The sequence below is a fragment of the Alkalilimnicola ehrlichii genome, assembly GCF_003399765.1.
Classification (GTDB): Bacteria; Pseudomonadota; Gammaproteobacteria; order Nitrococcales; family AK92; genus AK92.
Window position 1 is genome coordinate 52,556 of the sequence record NZ_NFZV01000008.1, and the last position, 18,651, is coordinate 71,206.

19 protein-coding genes and 1 pseudogene are annotated in these 18,651 nt (G+C 60.9%); 16 read left to right on the forward strand and 4 right to left on the reverse strand.

Annotated features, from left to right (window positions below; all coding sequences use genetic code 11):
- The first annotated feature begins 84 nt into the window (after positions 1 to 84).
- From CAI21_RS09575 to CAI21_RS09580, 3 genes are all read left to right on the forward strand, one after another.
- Positions 85 to 447, forward strand: coding sequence for a DUF6746 family protein (locus tag CAI21_RS09575; protein ID WP_116302082.1), 363 nt, complete (start codon positions 85 to 87; stop codon positions 445 to 447).
- A gap of 261 nt (positions 448 to 708) precedes the next feature.
- The gene (locus CAI21_RS23780) at positions 709 to 1,344 is read left to right on the forward strand and encodes a TonB-dependent receptor plug domain-containing protein (RefSeq protein WP_220347867.1); all 636 of its coding nucleotides are present in this window, start codon (positions 709 to 711) and stop codon (positions 1,342 to 1,344) included.
- Positions 1,323 to 2,858 carry a TonB-dependent receptor gene (locus CAI21_RS09580; RefSeq protein WP_220347878.1) on the forward strand — a complete coding sequence of 512 codons (1,536 nt, stop codon included), beginning with the start codon at positions 1,323 to 1,325 and terminating at the stop codon, positions 2,856 to 2,858. Before CAI21_RS23780 ends, CAI21_RS09580 begins: the two co-directional genes overlap by 22 nt.
- A gap of 118 nt (positions 2,859 to 2,976) precedes the next feature.
- On the opposite strand, the gene CAI21_RS09585 is transcribed toward CAI21_RS09580, so the two are convergent.
- Both CAI21_RS09585 and CAI21_RS09590 read right to left on the reverse strand, forming a co-directional pair.
- Positions 2,977 to 4,239, reverse strand: coding sequence for a sensor histidine kinase (locus tag CAI21_RS09585; protein ID WP_181919351.1), 1,263 nt, complete (start codon positions 4,237 to 4,239; stop codon positions 2,977 to 2,979).
- Positions 4,223 to 4,909 carry a response regulator transcription factor gene (locus tag CAI21_RS09590; RefSeq protein ID WP_116302084.1) on the reverse strand — a complete coding sequence of 229 codons (687 nt, stop codon included), beginning with the start codon at positions 4,907 to 4,909 and terminating at the stop codon, positions 4,223 to 4,225. The genes CAI21_RS09585 and CAI21_RS09590 overlap by 17 nt, the downstream gene beginning before the upstream one ends.
- Before the next feature lie 101 nt (positions 4,910 to 5,010).
- On the opposite strand from CAI21_RS09590, the gene CAI21_RS09595 reads away from it, so the two are divergent.
- A complete protein-coding gene (locus CAI21_RS09595; protein ID WP_258868927.1) occupies positions 5,011 to 5,508 on the forward strand; it encodes a glycosyltransferase family 2 protein in 498 nt (165 codons plus the stop codon).
- On the forward strand, positions 5,499 to 5,738 hold the full coding sequence (locus tag CAI21_RS24785; RefSeq protein WP_258868928.1) for a hypothetical protein: 240 nt from the start codon (positions 5,499 to 5,501) through the stop codon (positions 5,736 to 5,738). Before CAI21_RS09595 ends, CAI21_RS24785 begins: the two co-directional genes overlap by 10 nt.
- Before the next feature lie 83 nt (positions 5,739 to 5,821).
- On the opposite strand, the pseudogene CAI21_RS25925 reads toward CAI21_RS24785, so the two are convergent.
- Both CAI21_RS25925 and CAI21_RS25930 read right to left on the reverse strand, forming a co-directional pair.
- Positions 5,822 to 6,444, reverse strand: a pseudogene (locus CAI21_RS25925) (substrate-binding domain-containing protein).
- Positions 6,420 to 6,680 carry a helix-turn-helix domain-containing protein gene (locus CAI21_RS25930; protein WP_220347882.1) on the reverse strand — a complete coding sequence of 87 codons (261 nt, stop codon included), beginning with the start codon at positions 6,678 to 6,680 and terminating at the stop codon, positions 6,420 to 6,422. Before CAI21_RS25930 ends, CAI21_RS25925 begins: the two are co-directional and overlap by 25 nt.
- A gap of 89 nt (positions 6,681 to 6,769) precedes the next feature.
- Here CAI21_RS25930 and CAI21_RS09605 point away from each other — a divergent pair, with 89 nt between their 5' ends.
- The 11 genes from CAI21_RS09605 (at position 6,770) to CAI21_RS09650 (ending at position 18,585) form a co-directional block, all read left to right on the forward strand.
- The gene (locus CAI21_RS09605; RefSeq protein ID WP_116302085.1) at positions 6,770 to 7,522 is read left to right on the forward strand and encodes an NAD(P)H-dependent oxidoreductase; all 753 of its coding nucleotides are present in this window, start codon (positions 6,770 to 6,772) and stop codon (positions 7,520 to 7,522) included.
- A 138-nt stretch (positions 7,523 to 7,660) separates the two neighbouring features.
- Positions 7,661 to 8,092, forward strand: a complete 432-nt coding sequence (locus tag CAI21_RS09610; RefSeq protein ID WP_147305079.1) for a hypothetical protein — start codon at positions 7,661 to 7,663, stop codon at positions 8,090 to 8,092.
- A 152-nt stretch (positions 8,093 to 8,244) separates the two neighbouring features.
- On the forward strand, positions 8,245 to 9,645 hold the full coding sequence (locus tag CAI21_RS09615) for a glutamate decarboxylase (RefSeq protein WP_116302087.1): 1,401 nt from the start codon (positions 8,245 to 8,247) through the stop codon (positions 9,643 to 9,645).
- Between the two features lie 177 nt (positions 9,646 to 9,822).
- Entirely contained in the window at positions 9,823 to 10,719 is an 897-nt protein-coding gene (locus tag CAI21_RS09620; RefSeq protein WP_116302088.1) for an SDR family NAD(P)-dependent oxidoreductase, read from the forward strand.
- A gap of 254 nt (positions 10,720 to 10,973) precedes the next feature.
- Positions 10,974 to 11,408: a hypothetical protein gene (locus tag CAI21_RS09625; RefSeq protein WP_116302089.1), complete on the forward strand. Its 435-nt coding sequence runs from the start codon at positions 10,974 to 10,976 to the stop codon at positions 11,406 to 11,408.
- Between the two features lie 13 nt (positions 11,409 to 11,421).
- Positions 11,422 to 12,651: a hypothetical protein gene (locus CAI21_RS23150; protein ID WP_181919352.1), complete on the forward strand. Its 1,230-nt coding sequence runs from the start codon at positions 11,422 to 11,424 to the stop codon at positions 12,649 to 12,651.
- Complete coding sequence (locus CAI21_RS09630) at positions 12,644 to 13,690, forward strand: DUF2169 family type VI secretion system accessory protein (RefSeq protein ID WP_181919353.1); 1,047 nt, start codon at positions 12,644 to 12,646, stop codon at positions 13,688 to 13,690. The genes CAI21_RS23150 and CAI21_RS09630 overlap by 8 nt, the downstream gene beginning before the upstream one ends.
- Positions 13,687 to 14,889, forward strand: a complete 1,203-nt coding sequence (locus CAI21_RS09635; protein ID WP_116302091.1) for a hypothetical protein — start codon at positions 13,687 to 13,689, stop codon at positions 14,887 to 14,889. The genes CAI21_RS09630 and CAI21_RS09635 overlap by 4 nt, the downstream gene beginning before the upstream one ends.
- A 17-nt stretch (positions 14,890 to 14,906) precedes the next feature.
- On the forward strand, positions 14,907 to 15,464 hold the full coding sequence (locus tag CAI21_RS09640) for a DUF4150 domain-containing protein (protein ID WP_116302092.1): 558 nt from the start codon (positions 14,907 to 14,909) through the stop codon (positions 15,462 to 15,464).
- Entirely contained in the window at positions 15,374 to 17,527 is a 2,154-nt protein-coding gene (locus tag CAI21_RS09645) for a hypothetical protein (protein WP_147305080.1), read from the forward strand. Before CAI21_RS09640 ends, CAI21_RS09645 begins: the two co-directional genes overlap by 91 nt.
- Positions 17,524 to 18,585 carry a hypothetical protein gene (locus CAI21_RS09650; protein ID WP_116302094.1) on the forward strand — a complete coding sequence of 354 codons (1,062 nt, stop codon included), beginning with the start codon at positions 17,524 to 17,526 and terminating at the stop codon, positions 18,583 to 18,585. Before CAI21_RS09645 ends, CAI21_RS09650 begins: the two co-directional genes overlap by 4 nt.
- Positions 18,586 to 18,651 lie beyond the last annotated feature (66 nt).

The window sequence follows — 18,651 nt, forward strand, 5'->3', positions numbered from 1 at the left end:
CTTAAACGTCTTAAACCCTTCCCGGCTCGATAGGCACGTCGCCTGTCGAAATCCAACAACAAAAACGGTTTCAAGGAGTTACCAATGAAGCGCTTTATATTAGCAACCGCACTCTTAATGACGGCGACCGCCACCGCTGGAGAACGAGTGGATCATTTCCAGGGGCTTCCGGCCGAATCCTTAGAGCAGGCAGTCGCCAACTTCTCCGAGTACAACGTACGGTTAGCAGCCATACTCGAAAACGACACCCTGACGGCTGAGGACATGCACCGGATTCACGAGCTGACGTATACGCTGGAAAACGCGCTGGAGAAGATCAACGCCGACCTAACCGCACTGGCAGACACCCTAGAAGAACTGCATGTGGCATCGGAAACCGCCCAGTATGAAGCAGCCCAACAATTCGGTGCCGCCTATTTGGAAAAAGCGCGCAAAGTCATCCCCTAACGCACTTCCGCCCCCTGGTTTGCCACTGTTTGCGGCCGCTTGACCAACGCAGTGGCAAACCTCCGCCTTAATAACTCCCCTTTCTGCTTCGCAAGCAATTCGCATACATCTATCCGCTCAAGCGATAATTGCACTAGCAAATGCTAATCATTATTATTTTCACCCATCAGAACTGACGGGCAACGCCGAGCATCCATCGGTCAAGAACCCGCTTCTCTCCGCTTCCTTGGGCACATCGATATAACGAAGAAAGGTTACCGTATGGGAATATTCACTAAAGCGCGGGGATCTTGGCTGACACCGGTTGTCCTAGCGTGCGGCATTCCGGGCACTGCGCTTTCCGTCGCCGCTGCCGAAGAGAGCGGCGCCCATTCCGCGTCTTTATCGCCCCTTGTCGTCTCTACCACCCGGAGCCGCGTTAGCGAGGGCCAAACGCCGCAGAAGGTCACGATAATCAGCCGCGAGCAGATCGAACAACAACTAGCTATCACCAGCGACCGAGGCCAAATCCTCAGCAATCTAATTCCCGGCTACTCCACCAGCCGCCAGAAAATGACAAACTCCGGCGAAACCTTCCGAGGCCGCTCACCGCTCTTTCTTGTCGATGGCGTCCCGCAATCTACGCCTCTGCGCGATAGTTCGCGGGACAGCTACACCATCGACCTGGACATGGTCGAGCGCATCGAGGTTATCCACGGCGCCAGTGCCGAACACGGGCTTGGCGCCACCGGGGGTATTATTAACTTTGTCACTCGGCGCGCGACGAAGGAGCATCGAGGCAGCACGTTTCAGCCAGCGTCACGGCCGGTAACGACTTCGGCTCGGAAGGCCTTGGCCACAAAGTGGGCTACCGAACCAGCGGTCAGCGAGGCAACTTGGACTATGTCGGGGCCGTAAGCCGCCAAGAGCACGGCGCCTTCTTCGACGGCGGCGGCCGACGGATAGGGATGGAGACGGTCCAGGGGGAAATTCAGGATTCAATCAGCTACGACATGTTCGGCAAACTGGGGTATTGGCTGGACGACGACCAAAATATCGAGTTGTCCGTTAACCACTTCGAAATGAACAACAAGGGCAACTACATTACGGTGGACGGCGACCGCTCCACCGGCACCCCGACGAGTGCTCGCCGCGGCACGCCGGAAGGCCAAACGCCCTATAATCGGGCGGCAACCGTCAACCTTGCCTATAGCCACAGCGACTGGTTCGGCAATGCCTTGGAGACGCAAATCTATTACCAACGGTTCCGCGCTCAATTCGGCACCACACCGCACTTTCCGTTCGAAGACGACCAGGGCAACCAGCGGCGCGATCAATCGCGCAACGAATCGGACAAACTGGGCGCCAAGCTAACGCTACGACGGAGCGACTTGCTCAACGGTCGCCTATCGCTGGCGACCGGCGTTGACCTGCTGCAAGACGAAACCCGGCAAAAACTCGTGCAAACCAACCGCGACTACGTTCCGGAAAGCCAATTCCGCAACTATGCGGCATTCCTGCAAGGCCATTTCCGCCTATTACCCCCGCTTACGCTTCACGCCGGGGTACGCCACGAATACGCACAGCTCAATGTCGACACGTTTCAAACCCTCGACCGCGGCAACGTCAGAGAAGACTTAGTCACCGTCGCCGGAGGAGCCCCCAGCTTTGACGAAACGTTGTTCAACGTCGGCGCTGTCTTTCAGGTCACGCAGTGGGCGCAACTGTTTGCCAACTACTCGGAAGGTTTCGGGATGCCGGACGTGGGCCGCGTGCTACGCAGCATCGACGAGCCTGGGCAAAATGTCGACGACCTGCTGGAGCTGACGCCCATTGTCACCGACAACATCGAAATCGGCACCCGCATCAACTGGCGCCTGGCGAGTATCGAACTCAGCTACTACGAGTCCAACTCCGACCTTGGCGAACGCCTCACGCAAGAAAACGGCGTGTTCGTCGGTAGCCGCGAAAAAACCGAAATCCAAGGCGTGGAGCTCAGCGGCCAACTGCAACTGAGCGACGCCCAACGCCTTGGAGTAGCCTATGCACGCAATCGAGGCAAATCCGATACCACCGGCGACGGCCGCACCGATACCAAGCTCACCGGCATGAACATCGCCCCCGAGCGACTTTCTCTGAGCTGGGACGCTCACTGGGGAGAACGACTTGCTACGCGGGTACAGGCGAATCATTACTTCAGCGGCCGCTTTAGCGATCAGACCCACGCGAATCTGCAACGCTTCGACGGCTACAGCTTGGTCGACGCCTCGCTGTCGTATCGCTTGCCGACGGGACGGATGAGCTTAGGCATCGAGAACCTGCTGGACGAGCGCTACTTCACCTACTACTCGCAAACCGCGCGCGACGGCGACGACCAATACTTCAAGGGGCGTGGACGCAGCGCGACGCTCGGCTATCAGCTCGACTTCTAAGCCGGCAAAACGCATTCAGCGGCGGTAAGTTCAAAATGCTCCCCCGGCCTTGCCGGCCATAAGCGCTTGGCAAGCCGGGGGGCGCAGCTCTGTCCGCACGAGAGAGGCAACGCAAACCTTATTGCTCGCACGCAGGCACCGCGAAGCACCAATAAACCTGAGTGCCTTCCGAGCAGGTTTCGATCTCCAGGCGCCAGCCGTAACGTTCGCAAAGTCTTTGTACAAGCGCCAACCCAAGCCCATAGCCTTCGACCTTAGCCGCACACCCGCGCCGACCTCTTTCCGTAATGCGAGGCAACTCCTCCGGTGCGATACCCACACCGTTATCGCTGACGATCAGCCGGTTTGACTCCAACGTTACGTTTACCTCGTTACTGCCGGAGTGCGTAACGGCATTACGTATGAGGTTCGAAACAATGATTTCGACAGCGGCCCGGGGCGCCCGTACGGTCGGCTTAGCGACCCTGACCCAGGCCGGCGTCACCGGCCACACCTGTCGGTTATGCTCGATAAGGGTACTGACGCAATCGGCGACATCGACGGCTTCGTCCAGTTTGCGCGAAGGCTCCCGCACCATCAGTAATAGCGTATTCACCGTATCGCGCATACGCTCGCCGGCATTATCCAAACGCTCGACGGCCTTTAAGGTACGCCTCGACAGCCCCGGATCGTCGCGAATCACCTCCACCGCGCCCTGGATGACGGCCAGCGGATTGCGAAGCTCATGACTGACATCGGCAGAGAACTCCCGCTCCCGCGTCAGCATTTGCTGCATTCGCTCGCGGTAACCGTCAAGCGCGCGCGCCAAAGCGCCGACTTCATCATCTTTGAGGTTAATCGCCAGCGGCTTATCGCCAAGATCGTCGTTATCGCGCGCCACCCGATCGGCCAGCGTCACCAACGGGGTCAACAAGCGTTTTGACAAGTAGTAGCCCAACCAAAGCGCCAGATACAGGCCCAGCGGCGTCGCCACCACCAGGATGACGAGCAGCATCCGCTCCGGCCGATCTAACCAAGAAACGTCCTCTATGACAGCGAAGCGCCCGTCTTGCGTAGTGCCTAGAGCAACATACCAACTACCTTGGAGGTTTTCGTATTCGTGCACGCCGTCGGGCAATAGCAAAACTTCCGCCGGCACCCCGTCCAGTCGGACGTCCGCGCGCACTTGAATACCGGGCATTCCCGGCAACTCGCGAAGCGCGAATTGCTCGGGCTGAGCGATCACCGCCGCCAGCTCCGTCTGAATGTCCCGCGCTACCGAGCGTTCCTCGACCTCGAAAACCAACAGCAGTAGCGCAAAGCCAATGACAGGCCCAAGCAACGCCCCAACCAAGGCAAAGGCGGCGAGTAAGCGTATGCGTAAACTATTCCGATAATTCATCAAGTGCTGCCAAACGGTATCCCACGCCATGGACCGTATGTAACAGAGGCTGTTTGAAAGGCCGGTCCAGCACCCGGCGCAGCCTGTGGATATGGCTGCGCAAGCTATCGGTTTCGGGCGGCGTATCGCCCCAGATTTCCGTTTCGAGCCGGGTACGGCTGACAACGGCCGGCGATTCTCGCAGCAATAAGCGCAATAACTGATAGTCCAAGCGGGCGAGCTGAATGGGTTGACCTGCGCGGGTCACCGAGCGGGTCCGTTCGTCCAAGATCAAATCGGCCACTTGCAGCCGGGTTTGCTCTAATCCGCCCTGAGCGCGCCGGACTTGAGCACGCAAGCGCGCCTCAAGCTCGCGCAACGAAACCGGCTTGACGAGATAATCGTCGGCTCCCAGCTCTAACCCGCCGATACGATCCTCAATCTCGCCGCGCGCGGTCAGCATAATCACCGGGGTGGCAATCCCGGCATCTCGTAGGCGCCGACAGACTTCGCTGCCATCCAGCCCCGGCAAGCCCAAATCGAGGACAATGGCATCGAAATCCTGAGTGACGGCCAAGTGCAGGCCCGTAACCCCGTCGCCGGCGGTATCCGCAACATGCCCCCGCGCATCGAGATAATCGACGATATTAGCCGCCAAATCGCGATTATCCTCGACGATGAGAACCTGCATCAGCGACGCCCTACCGATTTCACGTTTTGTTCACATCTTGACGACATTGATGTCACGTCGCATCCCCTACCATCTTCAGCCATGTTGGTTGGAGAATAATCATGGATCTGTCCATCGTCGTACCTGTTTATAACGAATCGGAAAACATCGATCCGCTGCTGTCGGAATTAGACGGCGTACTTGCCGACGAACTTGACTACGAAGTGATCTTCGTCGATGACGGCAGTACGGACAATACCTTTCAGCTCCTCAGCGGCCTCACGTCGCAGTATCCCCGCCTGCGCGTACTCCGTCACCCACAGAATTTAGGGCAAAGCGCGGCCTTGTTAACGGGCGTTCGCGCAGCCCAAGCCGACTGGGTCGCCAGCCTAGACGGCGACGGCCAAAACGACCCGGCCGACCTACTGCAATTCTGGCGCCTGGCAAAACGGCGCACCAACCCGCCGGGCTTTATATCGGCCACCGTCGCGAGCGAGAGGACGCCACGACCCGGCTATTCTCCTCGCGCATTGCCAACGAGGTCCGCGCTCGATTGCTGCGGGACGGCACGCCCGACGCCGACTGCGGCATCAAACTCTTCAAGCGACACGTGTTTTTAGCACTACCTTACTTCGACCGCATGCACCGATTCTTACCCGCGCTGATTAAGCGCGAAGGGCGCGCGGTTTGGTCGCTTCCCGTCACCCACCGGCCGCGGGTGTTCGGCGAGTCGAAAGACGATGTCCGCAACCGCTTCTGGACAGGCATATTCGATCTGTTTGGCGTCATGTGGCTGTTACGGCGTCGCCGTCTGCCGCCCCGCCACCAGGAACTCCCCAGCAGCCGATGAACCTATCTCGCTTGCGGCCCGGCGACTAAGTAGCGGGCGTGTGGACCGTCGTACGCCCTAAAGACGCCGACGAATACCCGCGCCTACCTCGTCCAAAATCGCCGTACCCGCGCCACCCGCCTTAGATCCTGGTGAGCGAGTAGCCATAGCTCCGTGCTTAGCTCCGGCACCGGCTCGGTTAGCTTTACAAGCTGCTCGTCAGCATCTCCCAGGTAACAAGGCAACACCGCGATGCCCGCGCCCTGGCGGACGACGCTGTGCATGCCAAGCGTGCTATCCACACGAAACAGGCAATGCTCGTTACGCCGCTGCGTATCCATCCAGGCCTCCAGCGCGGTATCGCCCATATGCACATCGGGGCCAACCCAAGCCTGCCTTGAAAGCTGCTCCAACGGCACCGGACGGGAAACGTTCTCCCACTGAGCCTTCTGGCCGTAAACCGCCTGCGCGATCGTGCCTATACGCTTACCAATAAGCGTTTCGGGGGCCGACGGGTAGGGCGAATAGCAATATCGGCCTCTCGCTTAGAGAGACTAAACAACTGATTACCGATCAAAACCTCCAGCTCGATAGCCGGGTTGTGCTGGCGAAACGCCGCCAGTATCGGTGCTAGCAGCCCGACGAACAGCGCATCCGTCGTCGTCACGCGAATAACACCCTTCAGCTTTAGATCCTGCCCGGCTATACGACGCTCAAGCCCCAGCACATCACGGTTAATCTGAGCCGCCGCCGCGGCCAACTCTTCGCCGGCGGCGGTTTGCAGATAACGACTCGCCTACGCTCGAACAAACGGACCTGTAAGCGGCCCTCCATCTGCGCAAGCCTGCGAAACACGGTGGCATGGCTTATCCCTAACCGGCGCCCGGCCCCGGATAAGGAGCCCGTTTCCGCGATAGCCAGCACAAGCTGTAAGTCGTCCCACCGAATGGATTGTTCGTTCATGCAAATTAAATAGTCGGAAATTGGGAGTACCTGTTCGCGCAAGAACAGACTAGGTTATCTCCACAAGGATGCACTAACGGAGCCGAAGAATGAATGTCTTAATCGTACTGGCGCACCCTGAGCGACAATCCTTCAATGGCGGCCTTACCGATCTAGCGGTGGAAACGCTACGCGGCACAGGGCACGATGTCGAAGTGGACGATCTGTACGCAGAAGGTTTCGACCCCGTAGAGCGAGCAAGCCACTACCCACAGCGTGCAAACAGCGACTACTTCTCGCCGCTGACCGAGCAACGCGCTCACTACGAACGCAAGCGGCTGCCGCCGGATGTAGCCCGGGAGATCGGCCGGCTCGAATGGGCGGATTTGCTCATCCTCCAGTTTCCCCTCTGGTGGCACGCGCAACCTGCGATACTCAAGGGGTGGTTTGATCGCGTCCTGGTCTACGGCGGCCTTTATTCCGGTAGCAAACGCTACAACCGAGGGCACTTTCGAGGCAAACGCGCCATCTGCTCCGTCACCGCCGGATCGCCTGCCCACACGTTTATGCCGTTTGGGCGCGCCGGGAACATGGTGGAGTGGCTATGGCCGATTCACTCCTCGCTCTACTACGTCGGCTACGAAGTGCTAGCCCCTCAGGTGAGCTACGAAGTTCAGAGCGGCGGCGTCCAATACCGGGAGGAAACGGCGTTCCGAGAGAATCTAGCGGCGATGAAGCAGGCTTGGAGCCGGCGTATACCAAGCCTCGCGCAGGAATCCGGAATTCCGTTTACCAGCTGGGAGGACTGGGACAACGACGGGGTGCTTCGCGCAACGAACCCTATGCGGTGGCGGCCCTCGTAGCTTGTGGAAGCTCGCCGTCGCAGCTTCGCCATAGCGGAAGCGCCCGACATCGTTTACAAGTCGGCCATGCTATCCTTAGCCGGCGCCGCCTCAGCACACACCGAGGCCAAATGGGTAGTAAGCACAGGCAACTCTTCCATGTATTCGAATCCAGTTCTACGATACATCGTCTACTCGGTAGGCGGGCTGCTTTTTCTGCTCCATGCAATCGGCATTGGAATTTTCCTGATCGCGCAGGAAAACCCCGGCGACGCCATGCCCGTGTTGGCGAATTTTGTCGTCACCGTTGTCGCAGCCATCTTTGCCGGGCTATTTGTATTAAACGCCTCCGGAGCTATCTATACATCGCGCGGCTTCGCGGCCGCCGGCTTGCTCGCTATATTGTTGGTCGCCAGCATAGCCGCTTCCGTCTTTCCGTTCGCCGGCTACATCGCCCTGTTCGCGCTCGCCTGGCCATTGGCCATTTGGATACTTGAAGTACCGGCAAGAACAGGCGCCTACGTCGGGCTTGCGCTCACGTTTGCGAACATCATCGGCGGACTGATAGCCAGTATGTTTGCGTTATCCTGAATCGGTTAATAAGGCCGGCGGTAAAACGCCGGCCTTCCCGGCTCGATCTACCGCCCCCATTGTAAGAAAACGCCGAACGCATCCCGCCTCCAGCGCCCCCGTATTTTGTCGTCGCCATCGTCGGTTAGCCGTCACGGAATGAGGGTTTCAGCATGATTTACGGACGAAAAAACAGGGAGAAAGCCGCGTGCATAGAGCCGATTTTCGGCTCGCAAAACGAAGACCAAGACCTCCCCAAGTATCGCCTCGCCCAACACACCGTAGCGCCGCGAATCGCCTATCAAATGGTCAAGGACGAACTGTTGGACGAAGGCACATCGCGCCTAAACCTCGCCACCTTTTGCCAAACCTACATGGAGCCGGAAGCTGCCCAGCTAATGGCCGACACCCTGGATAAGAACGCCATCGACAAATCCGAATATCCGCGCACCGCCGAACTGGAAAACCGCTGCGTGAATATGATCGCCGACTTATGGCACGCAAGCGGCAAAGAGAAATTTATGGGCACATCGACCATCGGCTCCTCGGAGGCCTGCATGCTCGGCGGGATGGCGATGAAGTTTCACTGGCGCCACCGTGCCCAAAAGGCCGGCCTCGACCTGACGAAGCGCAAACCCAACCTAGTGATCTCTTCCGGCTATCAAGTGTGCTGGGAGAAATTTTGCGTCTACTGGGACATCGAGCTACGCGAGGTTCCCATCGGCAGCAAACACATGAGCCTGGATCTGGACTCCGTCATGGATTATGTCGACGAGTACACCATAGGTATCGTCGGCATTCTGGGGATTACCTACACCGGGATGTACGACGACATCCAACGCTTGAACAAGCTCGTCGAGGCCTACAACAAACGCAACGACCACCAGGTCTACATCCACGTCGACGCCGCTTCCGGCGGCCTGTTTACACCGTTTGTCGACCCGGACCGGGTATGGGACTTCCGCCTCGACAACGTAGTATCGATTAATACCTCGGGGCATAAATACGGCCTGGTCTATCCCGGCGTAGGCTGGGTACTCTGGCGCGACGAACAATACCTGCCAAAGGAGCTGATCTTTAACGTCAGCTACCTTGGCGGCGAACTACCGACGATGGCCATTAACTTCTCGCATAGCGCATCGCAGATCATTGGGCAGTACTACAATTTCGTTCGTTACGGCTTTGAAGGGTATCGGGCAATTCATCAAAGAACCCGCGACGTGGCACGCTATCTCAGCCAAGCAATACGACAGACCGGCGACTTCGATATCGTCGCCGACGGCTCCGCACTCCCCATCGTCTGCTACCAGCTCAAGCACGCTCCCAAGCGAGAATGGACGCTGTACGACCTCTCCGATCGGCTATTAATGAAAGGCTGGCAAGTACCGGCCTACCCCCTGCCGAAAAACCTCGACCAAGAAGTGGTGCACCGGATTGTCGTGAGAGGCGACCTGGGCATGAGCATGGCCCACAATTTCGTCCAGGACTTGCAAGAAGCCCTGACGACGTTAAACAATGCCCACCTGGTCTTCCACCAGAAGCACACCGTAACGCGCTACGGCTTTACCCACTAGCCGGCGCCGAATGCCGTGCCCGCCGCTTAGCCAGAAGCGGACGCCCGCCGCATAACGATGTTATCTTAGAACCTGCCCCGCCAACGGGTGGGTTCTGCCGCTATACGGCGCAGAAGCAGAAGATCAAGGAAACAAGCGCTCGCCTAACCATTACGAGTACGAGAAGGAATTCGACTTATGAAGACCATCGTTATAACGGGCGTCACCTCGGGCTTCGGGCGCAGCTGGCTTTATCAACTGGATGCCGCCGGGCCGGCGAAGCTGTTCGTGCTCGCCCGTAACGAAGTCAAGCTAGCCAGCATGCTCGCCAAACAAGCCTTGCGCAACGAGCTCCATGTGATCCCTTGCGATCTGGCTTCGCTACAATCGGTCGCCAATGCCGCCGACGAGATTAGGCGCCAAACCGAAGTCGTCGATGTACTGATCAACAATGCCGGCGTGTGGAGCGAAGACGCCTTCACGCCCTCGGCCGATGGGATCGAACTCACGCTGGCCGTCAATCACCTCGCCCCTTATTTATTGACGGGCAAACTGCTCGACCGTTTAACCGACGCCACTCAAGGAAGGGTCGTCAACACCGCCTCGTTCCGCCATGCCGATGCCAACGTCGACACGAACGATATCGAACTAAAAAACGGCTACAGCGCGGAACGCGCCTACTGCAACAGCAAGCTCTACAGCATCTTATTCACCAAGCAGCTAGCCGCCGCCACGGCGCAAAGCGCACTGACGGTCAACTGCTTCGACCCCGGCATAGTCGACACGCCTATGCTCAAGCAAGCATTCCCGAAACCGCTGACATTTATCTACCCCTGGTTCCGCAAACACTTCGCCCGTGCCCCCAGCAAAGGTGCGGAAACCGGCGTCTATCTTTCCTTATCGCCGGCCTGCCAAACCATTTCCGGCGAATATTTTAAAGACTGCGCCGTCAAGCCGCTGCGCGGATTCAACAAAAAACGGCTCGCCCTAGCCGACTGGCTATGGCAAGAAAGCGTTCGCCTTACCGGCTTCGACTACCCCCTACCAAGCACAAACGGCACAGCTATCGAACAGGACAGCACCCTGGCCGAGTAGCCAGGAGCGACTAAGCTCGCCGAGCAAACAACCCGCCCCCCCCCGCCTGGCGCTCCCTTAGCGTCACCCGCCACTCGTTGGCGGACCTTTTGCACCCGCCTTTCTACACGTCTGGAGCGCATGCGAAAATTCCCTTATCCTATTATGCGAACGCCGATTTTCACCCTGCGGCCGTTCGCTTTAGGAAGCCCATCGGCCACCTACCGACCCACTACGACATAACAACCAATGCCCTGTCGCAAGGAGCCGCGACCATGAACAATAACAACGTCACCCCGATCTCCCACGCCCGCACCACCGCTACCGGCGAACTAGCCACGGTGGCCAGCGCCCGCGCCGGCGAAGCGCTCACCGTCGCCCGCCACGACGGCCTCACCCTGCCGGTAGCCGGCCACTTAAGCCACGTCGACTACCTCGCCGAAGGCGACATCGTCACCCTCGCCCCCGACCCGCGCGCCGCCGAGGCCGCCATTGTCACCGGCCGTCTGCGCCGGGCGGGCGAGGACATCCCCTTCCGCTACCAAGACGGCCGCCTGCACCTAACGGCCGGTAAAAAGCTAGTGCTGCAAGCCGGCCACAGCACCGTCGAGCTGAGCGCCGACGGCCACATCGCCATCGACGGTAAGAGCGTTGGCGTAACGGGAGATAATCGGCTAGCCCTCGGCAGTCGCACCATCGCACTGAACTAAGGGGCAGGCGCCCATGCGGAGTTTGCTTCTCAAAAGCCACCTGCGCTCAGCCGCCGACGCCTACCGACAGCGCGGCTTATGGTTGAGCCAAGCCGTGGTCGATGCCGATGCGCTGGACCGACTAGAGCAGCGCTTACAGTTACACCTGGGTGCACTCGTAGAAGCCACACGGTACACGGGGCCGGAGCCGGAGAAACCGCACGAGGCATTTCTTAAGGCCGCGCTAGTTAGCCTGCGCTGCGATAGCGCCGCGTCGGCGGAGACCTGGTTGGACCCGCTACGCGCCGGCGGAGCCATGGCCGAGGCCGCATTCGAGGCTTATGCCCTGTATCCGCCGGCGAATCCCGGCGACATCTTCATGCCGCTGTACGAAACGGAATCGGCGTTACGCGCTCCGCTGTTACGACTGTGGCAACGGACTCAAACACCGCTGGCCGAAGGCTTGCTCAACGCCGCGGAACGCCAGAACGAGGACGCAGCGCTCAAAGCGGCGGCGTTGCATTATGCCGCCGAGAACGCCGCGACGGGTGTAGAACCCTTTCGCGCCTATTATCTGCCCTTGCGTCAGGACGCCTCCCATGCCGAGCGGCTACCGGTAACGGTGTTAGAGGCCGCCTGTTGGGGCGGTTTCCTGCGCGGCGACCCGGAACTCGATGTCTGCTTGCCGCGCGCCGTGGAGGCGCTAGGGCCGGAGGCCGGCAAGCCCCTGCTACGGTTATTGGCACTTCAAGGCGCACCGGAAAGTGCCGAGATCCTACGCCAATGCGTAGCCGGCGATCCGCCGTTCGCGATGTATCTGATGGGCTTATACGGCCATACGAGCATCAAAGCCGACTTGATCGCCGGCATGGCAAAAGCGGAGAGCACCGAACAGGCAGCGGCCGCCTGGCACTGGATCACCGGCGCGACACCCGCCCGCAAACAGCGCCTAGCGGTCGTGGACGCGGACCCCGCCGCCCAGCCGGCGGACAGCGGCGAAGTACCCGACCCCGATGTCGTCGCCGAAACCTGGCCCGAGGCCGCCGGCGCGGCCAGGTTGCTCGCCGGCCAGCCGCTGAGCGCCGCCAGCGCCCAGCGTACCGCCAACGCCTACGCCGGACGTGCCGGCCACGATGCCCTCGCTCTGCTGGCCCGCGAGCGCACCACGCCCCTTGGCCTCGACCCCGAAGGATGGATCGCCCGCCGTCGACGCCGACTGCAAGAAACCGCCGCCGACATCGGCAAGGAAGCGCAGCATGCTTGAGCTCGTCAACGACAGCCCCTGGCAAGCCGGTTTGTACTCCGGGTGGGATCGGCAAGCGCAGTTCCAGCAAACGCTGGTGATTAAGGCAGGCTTTAGCTTCGACGACGCCGGCCTACTGACGCCGCTCACGCCAAGCGCCGAGATACAAACCGCCGATGCCTACCACGGCGAACCGGAAGACAGCAGCCTGGCCGCCGCGGATGAGAGCGTTCCCTACAAGGAAGGCGGCGAAATCCTACTCACCGGCACAGCCCACCCACCTAGGCCCGGCGTGCGCGCGATGGAAACCGAACTCGCCCTGGCAAGGGCGGACGCCGCACCGTGGCGCAAAGTGCTGCGGATCGTCGGCCGCCGTCAGTGGGAAAGACGGCTCCTCATGTGGCTACCCAGCGATGCCGTACCGCTGGAGCCGTTGCCCCTACGCTACGAATACGCCTTCGGCGGCAAAGATCCCAAACGCGGCGCGGTGGACGAGCGCAACCCCGCCGGCCGAGGCTACGCCAAGTACGGGCGGGTGCAAAAAGACCAGCCGCTTCCGCAGATCGAGCAAGGGCCCAAATTCATCACCTCCGGCTCCCACCAACCCGAGCCGGCCGGCTATGGCCCGCTGGCGCCGCGCTGGGCATCGCGGCGCATGCACACGCCCACGGCCGACAACGAGGCGGTAACCCTCGGGTTGCCGCCTTACAAAGGCCCGCTGCCGGCCCTGCAACACAACGCAGCGCCACCCGATCAACGCTTCCCCGCCCCCTTTATCGGCGGCGAAACGCTGCGGCTGCGCGGCTTTTTCCCCACCACCCGCACCGTCGAACTGACCCTGCCCACGATCGTACCGCGCGTGCGGTTCGTGCTGGACAACCAGGCCGAGAGCGTCCGACCGGTCTGCGACACCCTCCTGATCGACACCGACCGGCACCAGCTGCACCTGCTCTGGCGGAGCGGGTTCGCCTGGTCGCCCACCAGCCGGAAAGTCGGCTGGGTTTTCGTCAGCGAACCGCCCGCGGCGGTGCCCGCCAAGGAGGAGAGAAAAGCCTCATGAGCGACTACCCCGTCATCCTCGGCTCCGGCCTCTGTACGCTGGCGGGCGACGCCCCGCAATCGGCGCTGGCGTTAGTGGAAACCCACTACAACGGCGCGGCGCCCGAGCCCACGCTGACCGTCCCGGCGGCACGCACCGAAGCCGGCACGCCAGCCCTTACCGCCCGTGCCGGGGCCGCCGAGCCGTCCCTCGCAGAGCTCATGCAACAGCTTGGTACCGAGCCACAAGAAGACTACAGCACCCCCGGCGCCCAACTGGAAACGCTAACGCGCCCCTTCTGCCTCGGCGACAGCCCCGAGGCGCGCATTACGGCCTTAGCCGCCCGCGCCCTCAACGCGCTGTTGACCACGCTACCGCCGGCGGCGCTCGCCGGCAACGTGCTCATCCACTTCGCCGTGCCGGCGCGCGACACGCACCGCGGCCGCCACCTCGATGCCCCTCATTTAACGCGCACGCTAAAACAACTCCACCCCGCGCTAAGAAACGCCGAGGTACGCTTGCAACCCAACACCCAGGGGGTGACGGCGCAACTCCAAACCGTGCTGGACGAATGGCCCGACGCGCACTGGGATACCGTCCTGTTCGGCGGCGCGGACTCCTTGCTGGACGAGCCCACCGTACTCGATCTCATCTTCGCCGAGCGCGCCGCCACCACGGAAAACCCCGACGGCGTCGTCGCCGGCGAAGCGGCGGCCTGCCTCGCACTCGCCCGCACCGTGCCCGAGGGCACCGACACGCCCCTCAGCGTCATCGCCGGCGTCGGCCGCGAGCCGGAACCGTTAGTCGGGCAAGGCGACCGCAAAACCATGCATGGGCTACCGCGGGCTGCCGAACACGCGCTGACGGCCGCGGGCATCAGCGCGAACGACGTCTGGGCCGTCTCCGTCAACCTCCTCGGCGACCCGGTCAACCGTTACGAATGGCAGCAACTGCAACGCCGCCTGTGGCCGCCGGAGTATGGGCAACGGCTGGCCGAGCGGCTGCCGCCGCTACAACGGCCCGCCGGCACCTTCGGCGACACCGGCGCCGCCGCCTTACCGCTACAGCTGGCACTCATGCATGCGCGCTACGCGCACCACGCACAACTAAGCCGCTACGGCTTTAGCGCCGCCGGCCCCAGCCTGATCTGCGAAGCCGACGACATACCGATGCGCGGGGTCATCTGCCTGCGCCCGAACAACAACGGACACCGTGCCTGACAAGGAAGATCAAAAACATGGGCAACAACGTACTGGTTAATGGTCGCACCTGGGTCCATAGCGGCTCGGGCGGGGTGGTCAACACCGTCGACGTCTGCCGCACGCCAAGCGGCAAAGGCACGGACGATGTGCCGTACAACAACGTCGCCGTCTCGGCCGACGCCAGCGGCACGGCGCGCAGTATCACCATCAACGGCTGCCCGGTCTGCACCGTCGGCTCCGTGTTCGGCAAAAGCATCGGCGACGAAGCCGGCCGCAAAGGCGGCATCCTCTCCGGCACGACAGGCGGGGCGGCGGAGCTCCTCTCCGGCTCGCCGAACGTACTCGCCGAAGGCCTGCCCGTCGTCCGCATGGGCGATATGGCCGTCTCCAACAACCAAAACACCCCACCCGTGCCCATCCAACAAGCCGGCGGCACACCGCCGGCCGCCGCCCGCGCGGCGCCGCGCAGGATCTTGAGCCGGACGAAGGCGAGTATCGGATCGTGCTGGATACAAAGCTCGATGGGTTTAACGATATTAGCCAGGTCATCGCGGCCAAAGAAAGCGGCGCTGTGGTTGACGCCTTACCCTTAAGCCGGGGTAAAGCATTGGTCGACGATGATGGCGTGGTCGGCAAGCGAATACGTAGCAAAGGCTTGGTGGCCGGGTGTTATCGGGTCGGGTTGGGAATCACGTTTAGCGATATAAATCTTGATCGGCCCCTTCGTCCCGGCGGCGAAACCAGAACGTTTCGGGATGCGCTGGCAGAGCGAGGCTACCCGGTAGACGCGGATCGTTATTGGGTGCCTTTAACGATGACCGAGGCCGTCGCCGAGACAGAAGCGCTTGACGACGTCGACGCTATCCAAGGGGTATTCCCGGTGGTTTTCGATGCCGACGATAAGCCCCGCTGGATACGTAAGGGGTGGCTATACATCTTTATCGATGACCATCTTTGGCGTGAATGCCACTCGGTAGGCAACGGGACGTTCCAAGAAGTCGACCTGTTACGTGATCAAGGTCAGGATGAACGAAGCCATCGGTACGGCCTGCCTTGGTGGGGGCTTACCTTGCCCAAGAACATTAACGGCCGGTCGCCCGCCATCAAGATGGCGTACTCCGAAGTGCAGTGGAGTTGGGAGTACATCTGTCGGTTAGGCGGCATGCACTCGAACGACCCCCGTTGTATTCCCGAGCTTAACGAGGCGTTTGACGGAATTGCGGTCGATGCGGATTTGCGGGAAGCGCGTCTGCAAACCATTAAGCTGGAGGATATCGGCAAAGGCGACCTCCACGATACCTACCTTATGCCGGCGGGAAAGGCGTCTCGCGCCTTTAACGAAAGGCGCTACCCCGATTTGCAGGATAAAAGCTCCCTCTACTATTTACCCAGTCTTTTTCGAGACAGTAACTCACCGATTGTTGCGCTTCACGATCCGATTGGGCAGGGCCGGCGGTTGGCGGAGCTGGCCTTAGTTGAAATTGCCGACTTCGCGCAATGGCAAAGTGGCGAGAAGGAGGAGAGCGCAGAAGGTAAATCGGCTGAGCACTCAACCAAAAGCTCCGAGGATGACGATGTTTTAGAAGGCGGCATGCACAGCGTCATCATCGGCCGTTACGTTGAGCAGGTTATCAAAGCCGACCCTGAGATGGAAAAGCATGTCAGGGTCGAGGCCATGAAAACCCTGCTGGCCAAGTACAACGAGCGGGAGCAGGCCTTAGAGCAGCGCTTGCTCGAATTGGCCGACCAACGCTTGGCCTTGCTAACGGATGCGGCGCGGCCATGCAGCCTCCGGACCGTTTTCGAAGATTTCGAAATGGTGGCGGCCGCTTCGGCTGAAAATAAGCGCCCGCGAGCCGAATTAGGCGCGCTTGCCTACGTGAACATCCTCGAAGGCTTGAGCCAGCTCGACGACGGCAAGGCCTTTGTCGTCGCGTCGTTAAACGACGAGAGCAGCTTGCTGAATCAAGCGATACGGGTCATCGACAACGACCAGATGCGCGAGCGGATCAAAGCGCAAGCAAAAGCCGAAGAAGGCCTTGGGCCCAAGGAGGTGATGGCGCTGCACCAAACCGAGCCGTTACGCCCGCAAGAGGATGTGAAGAAGGAGATCGCCTCGGCGCTGAAGATCGGCAAGAAAGGTTACGATGCCTTTGAAGCGCTCGTAAGCTTGTTGGCCCGGCCCTTGGCCGAAGCCAATGAACACTGGGAGAGGATCAAGCCGGTCCTAGAGCAGATGTACGGGGTGCGTATTAGCGCCCCCGAAATCAGTTATGCCGATTGGAAGCGCGCGCAAGGGCCGATGCCGCTGTATACCGGGCGTGGGGTGGCGGCATTTCCGATCAACCCGAACGCACGATTCGTCCCCGACACCGAGGTTCGCGTTCGCGTGGTACATTTCAACGGCGTGGCCGCCGTTTCCCAGCGCGCGCAGAGCTTCCTTGGCCGTATTCCGCCCGAAGTCATGCTGGGCATCCAGGTCGCGAGCCTCGGCTTTGCCTGGCAAGACGTGTTCAGCAAGGGGATTCGGAGCGAGGCCGAGTTCTACGCCTTTGCCGAAACCGTGCTCAAGACGGTGATCGCGAAGCAGGCTATCGAGGCCGTCGTCGCAAAGCGAATGGGCCAAGAGGTCGCGGGGGTCGCCGCCAAAAAATGACCGGCATCGTGGTCGCCGGGTTCGCGGATGTGTTTGGCGCGATGGCGGATATTAAGAGGCGTAACGCTCAACTTACTCGTGGGAATCGAGCTGCTGCTGACGGATTTGCCGCTCAAGGAATCGGCGGCATCATCGGCGGCGCCGGCGGCTTTATGGTTGCGACCCATGCGCTACGGACGGGCTCGGTTGCACTGGTCAGCCCGGTCGGCTGGATGTTGGTTATTGTCGGGGCGTTGGTCGCGATTGGCGCAGGCTTCTACATCGCCCGAAACTTACGCACCCCCATCGAGCACTGGTTACAGCATTGTTATTGGGGGGAGCAACCGTACGCTGCCGACAACAAGCTCGCCGAGCGGGGCCGGCCTACGGTGTATTTCGGCAGCTGGAAAGACGACCCGCAGGCCGAGATCAAAGAGTTTTTCGAGATCGTGTACGGCTTCGAGCTCAAGCTCTTGTGGCGGCAGTTCCGCCGGCGGCGCAACCACGACTTCGGCCCGTCCGAGATCCCGCTGTCGACGCGGCATTACGGCGACATTAAGCCCGAGGATTTAAGCGATGAGTTGGACCGCCCGGGCGAGGGCCTGAGCATCGAAGTGGCGCTGCCGAATCAGACGGAAGGCCATGGCGGCGTTTATTTGCGGCTGACCTTTCAAGCCCCGCCGCCAGGCGCCGAACTCGGCGGGCGGGAGCTGGAGGAAGTCGTGTTTATCGGCGGCCGGAGCGACGACAACGGAGTCGACGGCTTGCCGCTGATAAGCCGCAACGGCAGCGGCAGCGAATCCACGTTCCAGGTGCCCCGCGGCCAGCCGGTGAGGCTCCGCATCGCGGAGGCCGACAACGGACTCGTCGTCATGCGCTGGTTTATCCATGCCATGCATCTTCCCGCCGGCGCCCGCTCGGCACGGGTCGAAATCGTCTACGACCCGTATGGCGATCGGCGTGGTGTGATCCCGAGCTACGATGTGTTGGAAGCCACGGTGAGCGCGCCGATTACCCATCGACCCGGCGAGTTGAGCTACGGCGTGCGGAAGACTTCCTATGGCATCGAGCTGGCGTAAGGGCCTTTATGCGCCGCTGCCCGCCAGCGATATCTCACCGAGTATCGTTGGGCGCGTGCTGGGCGT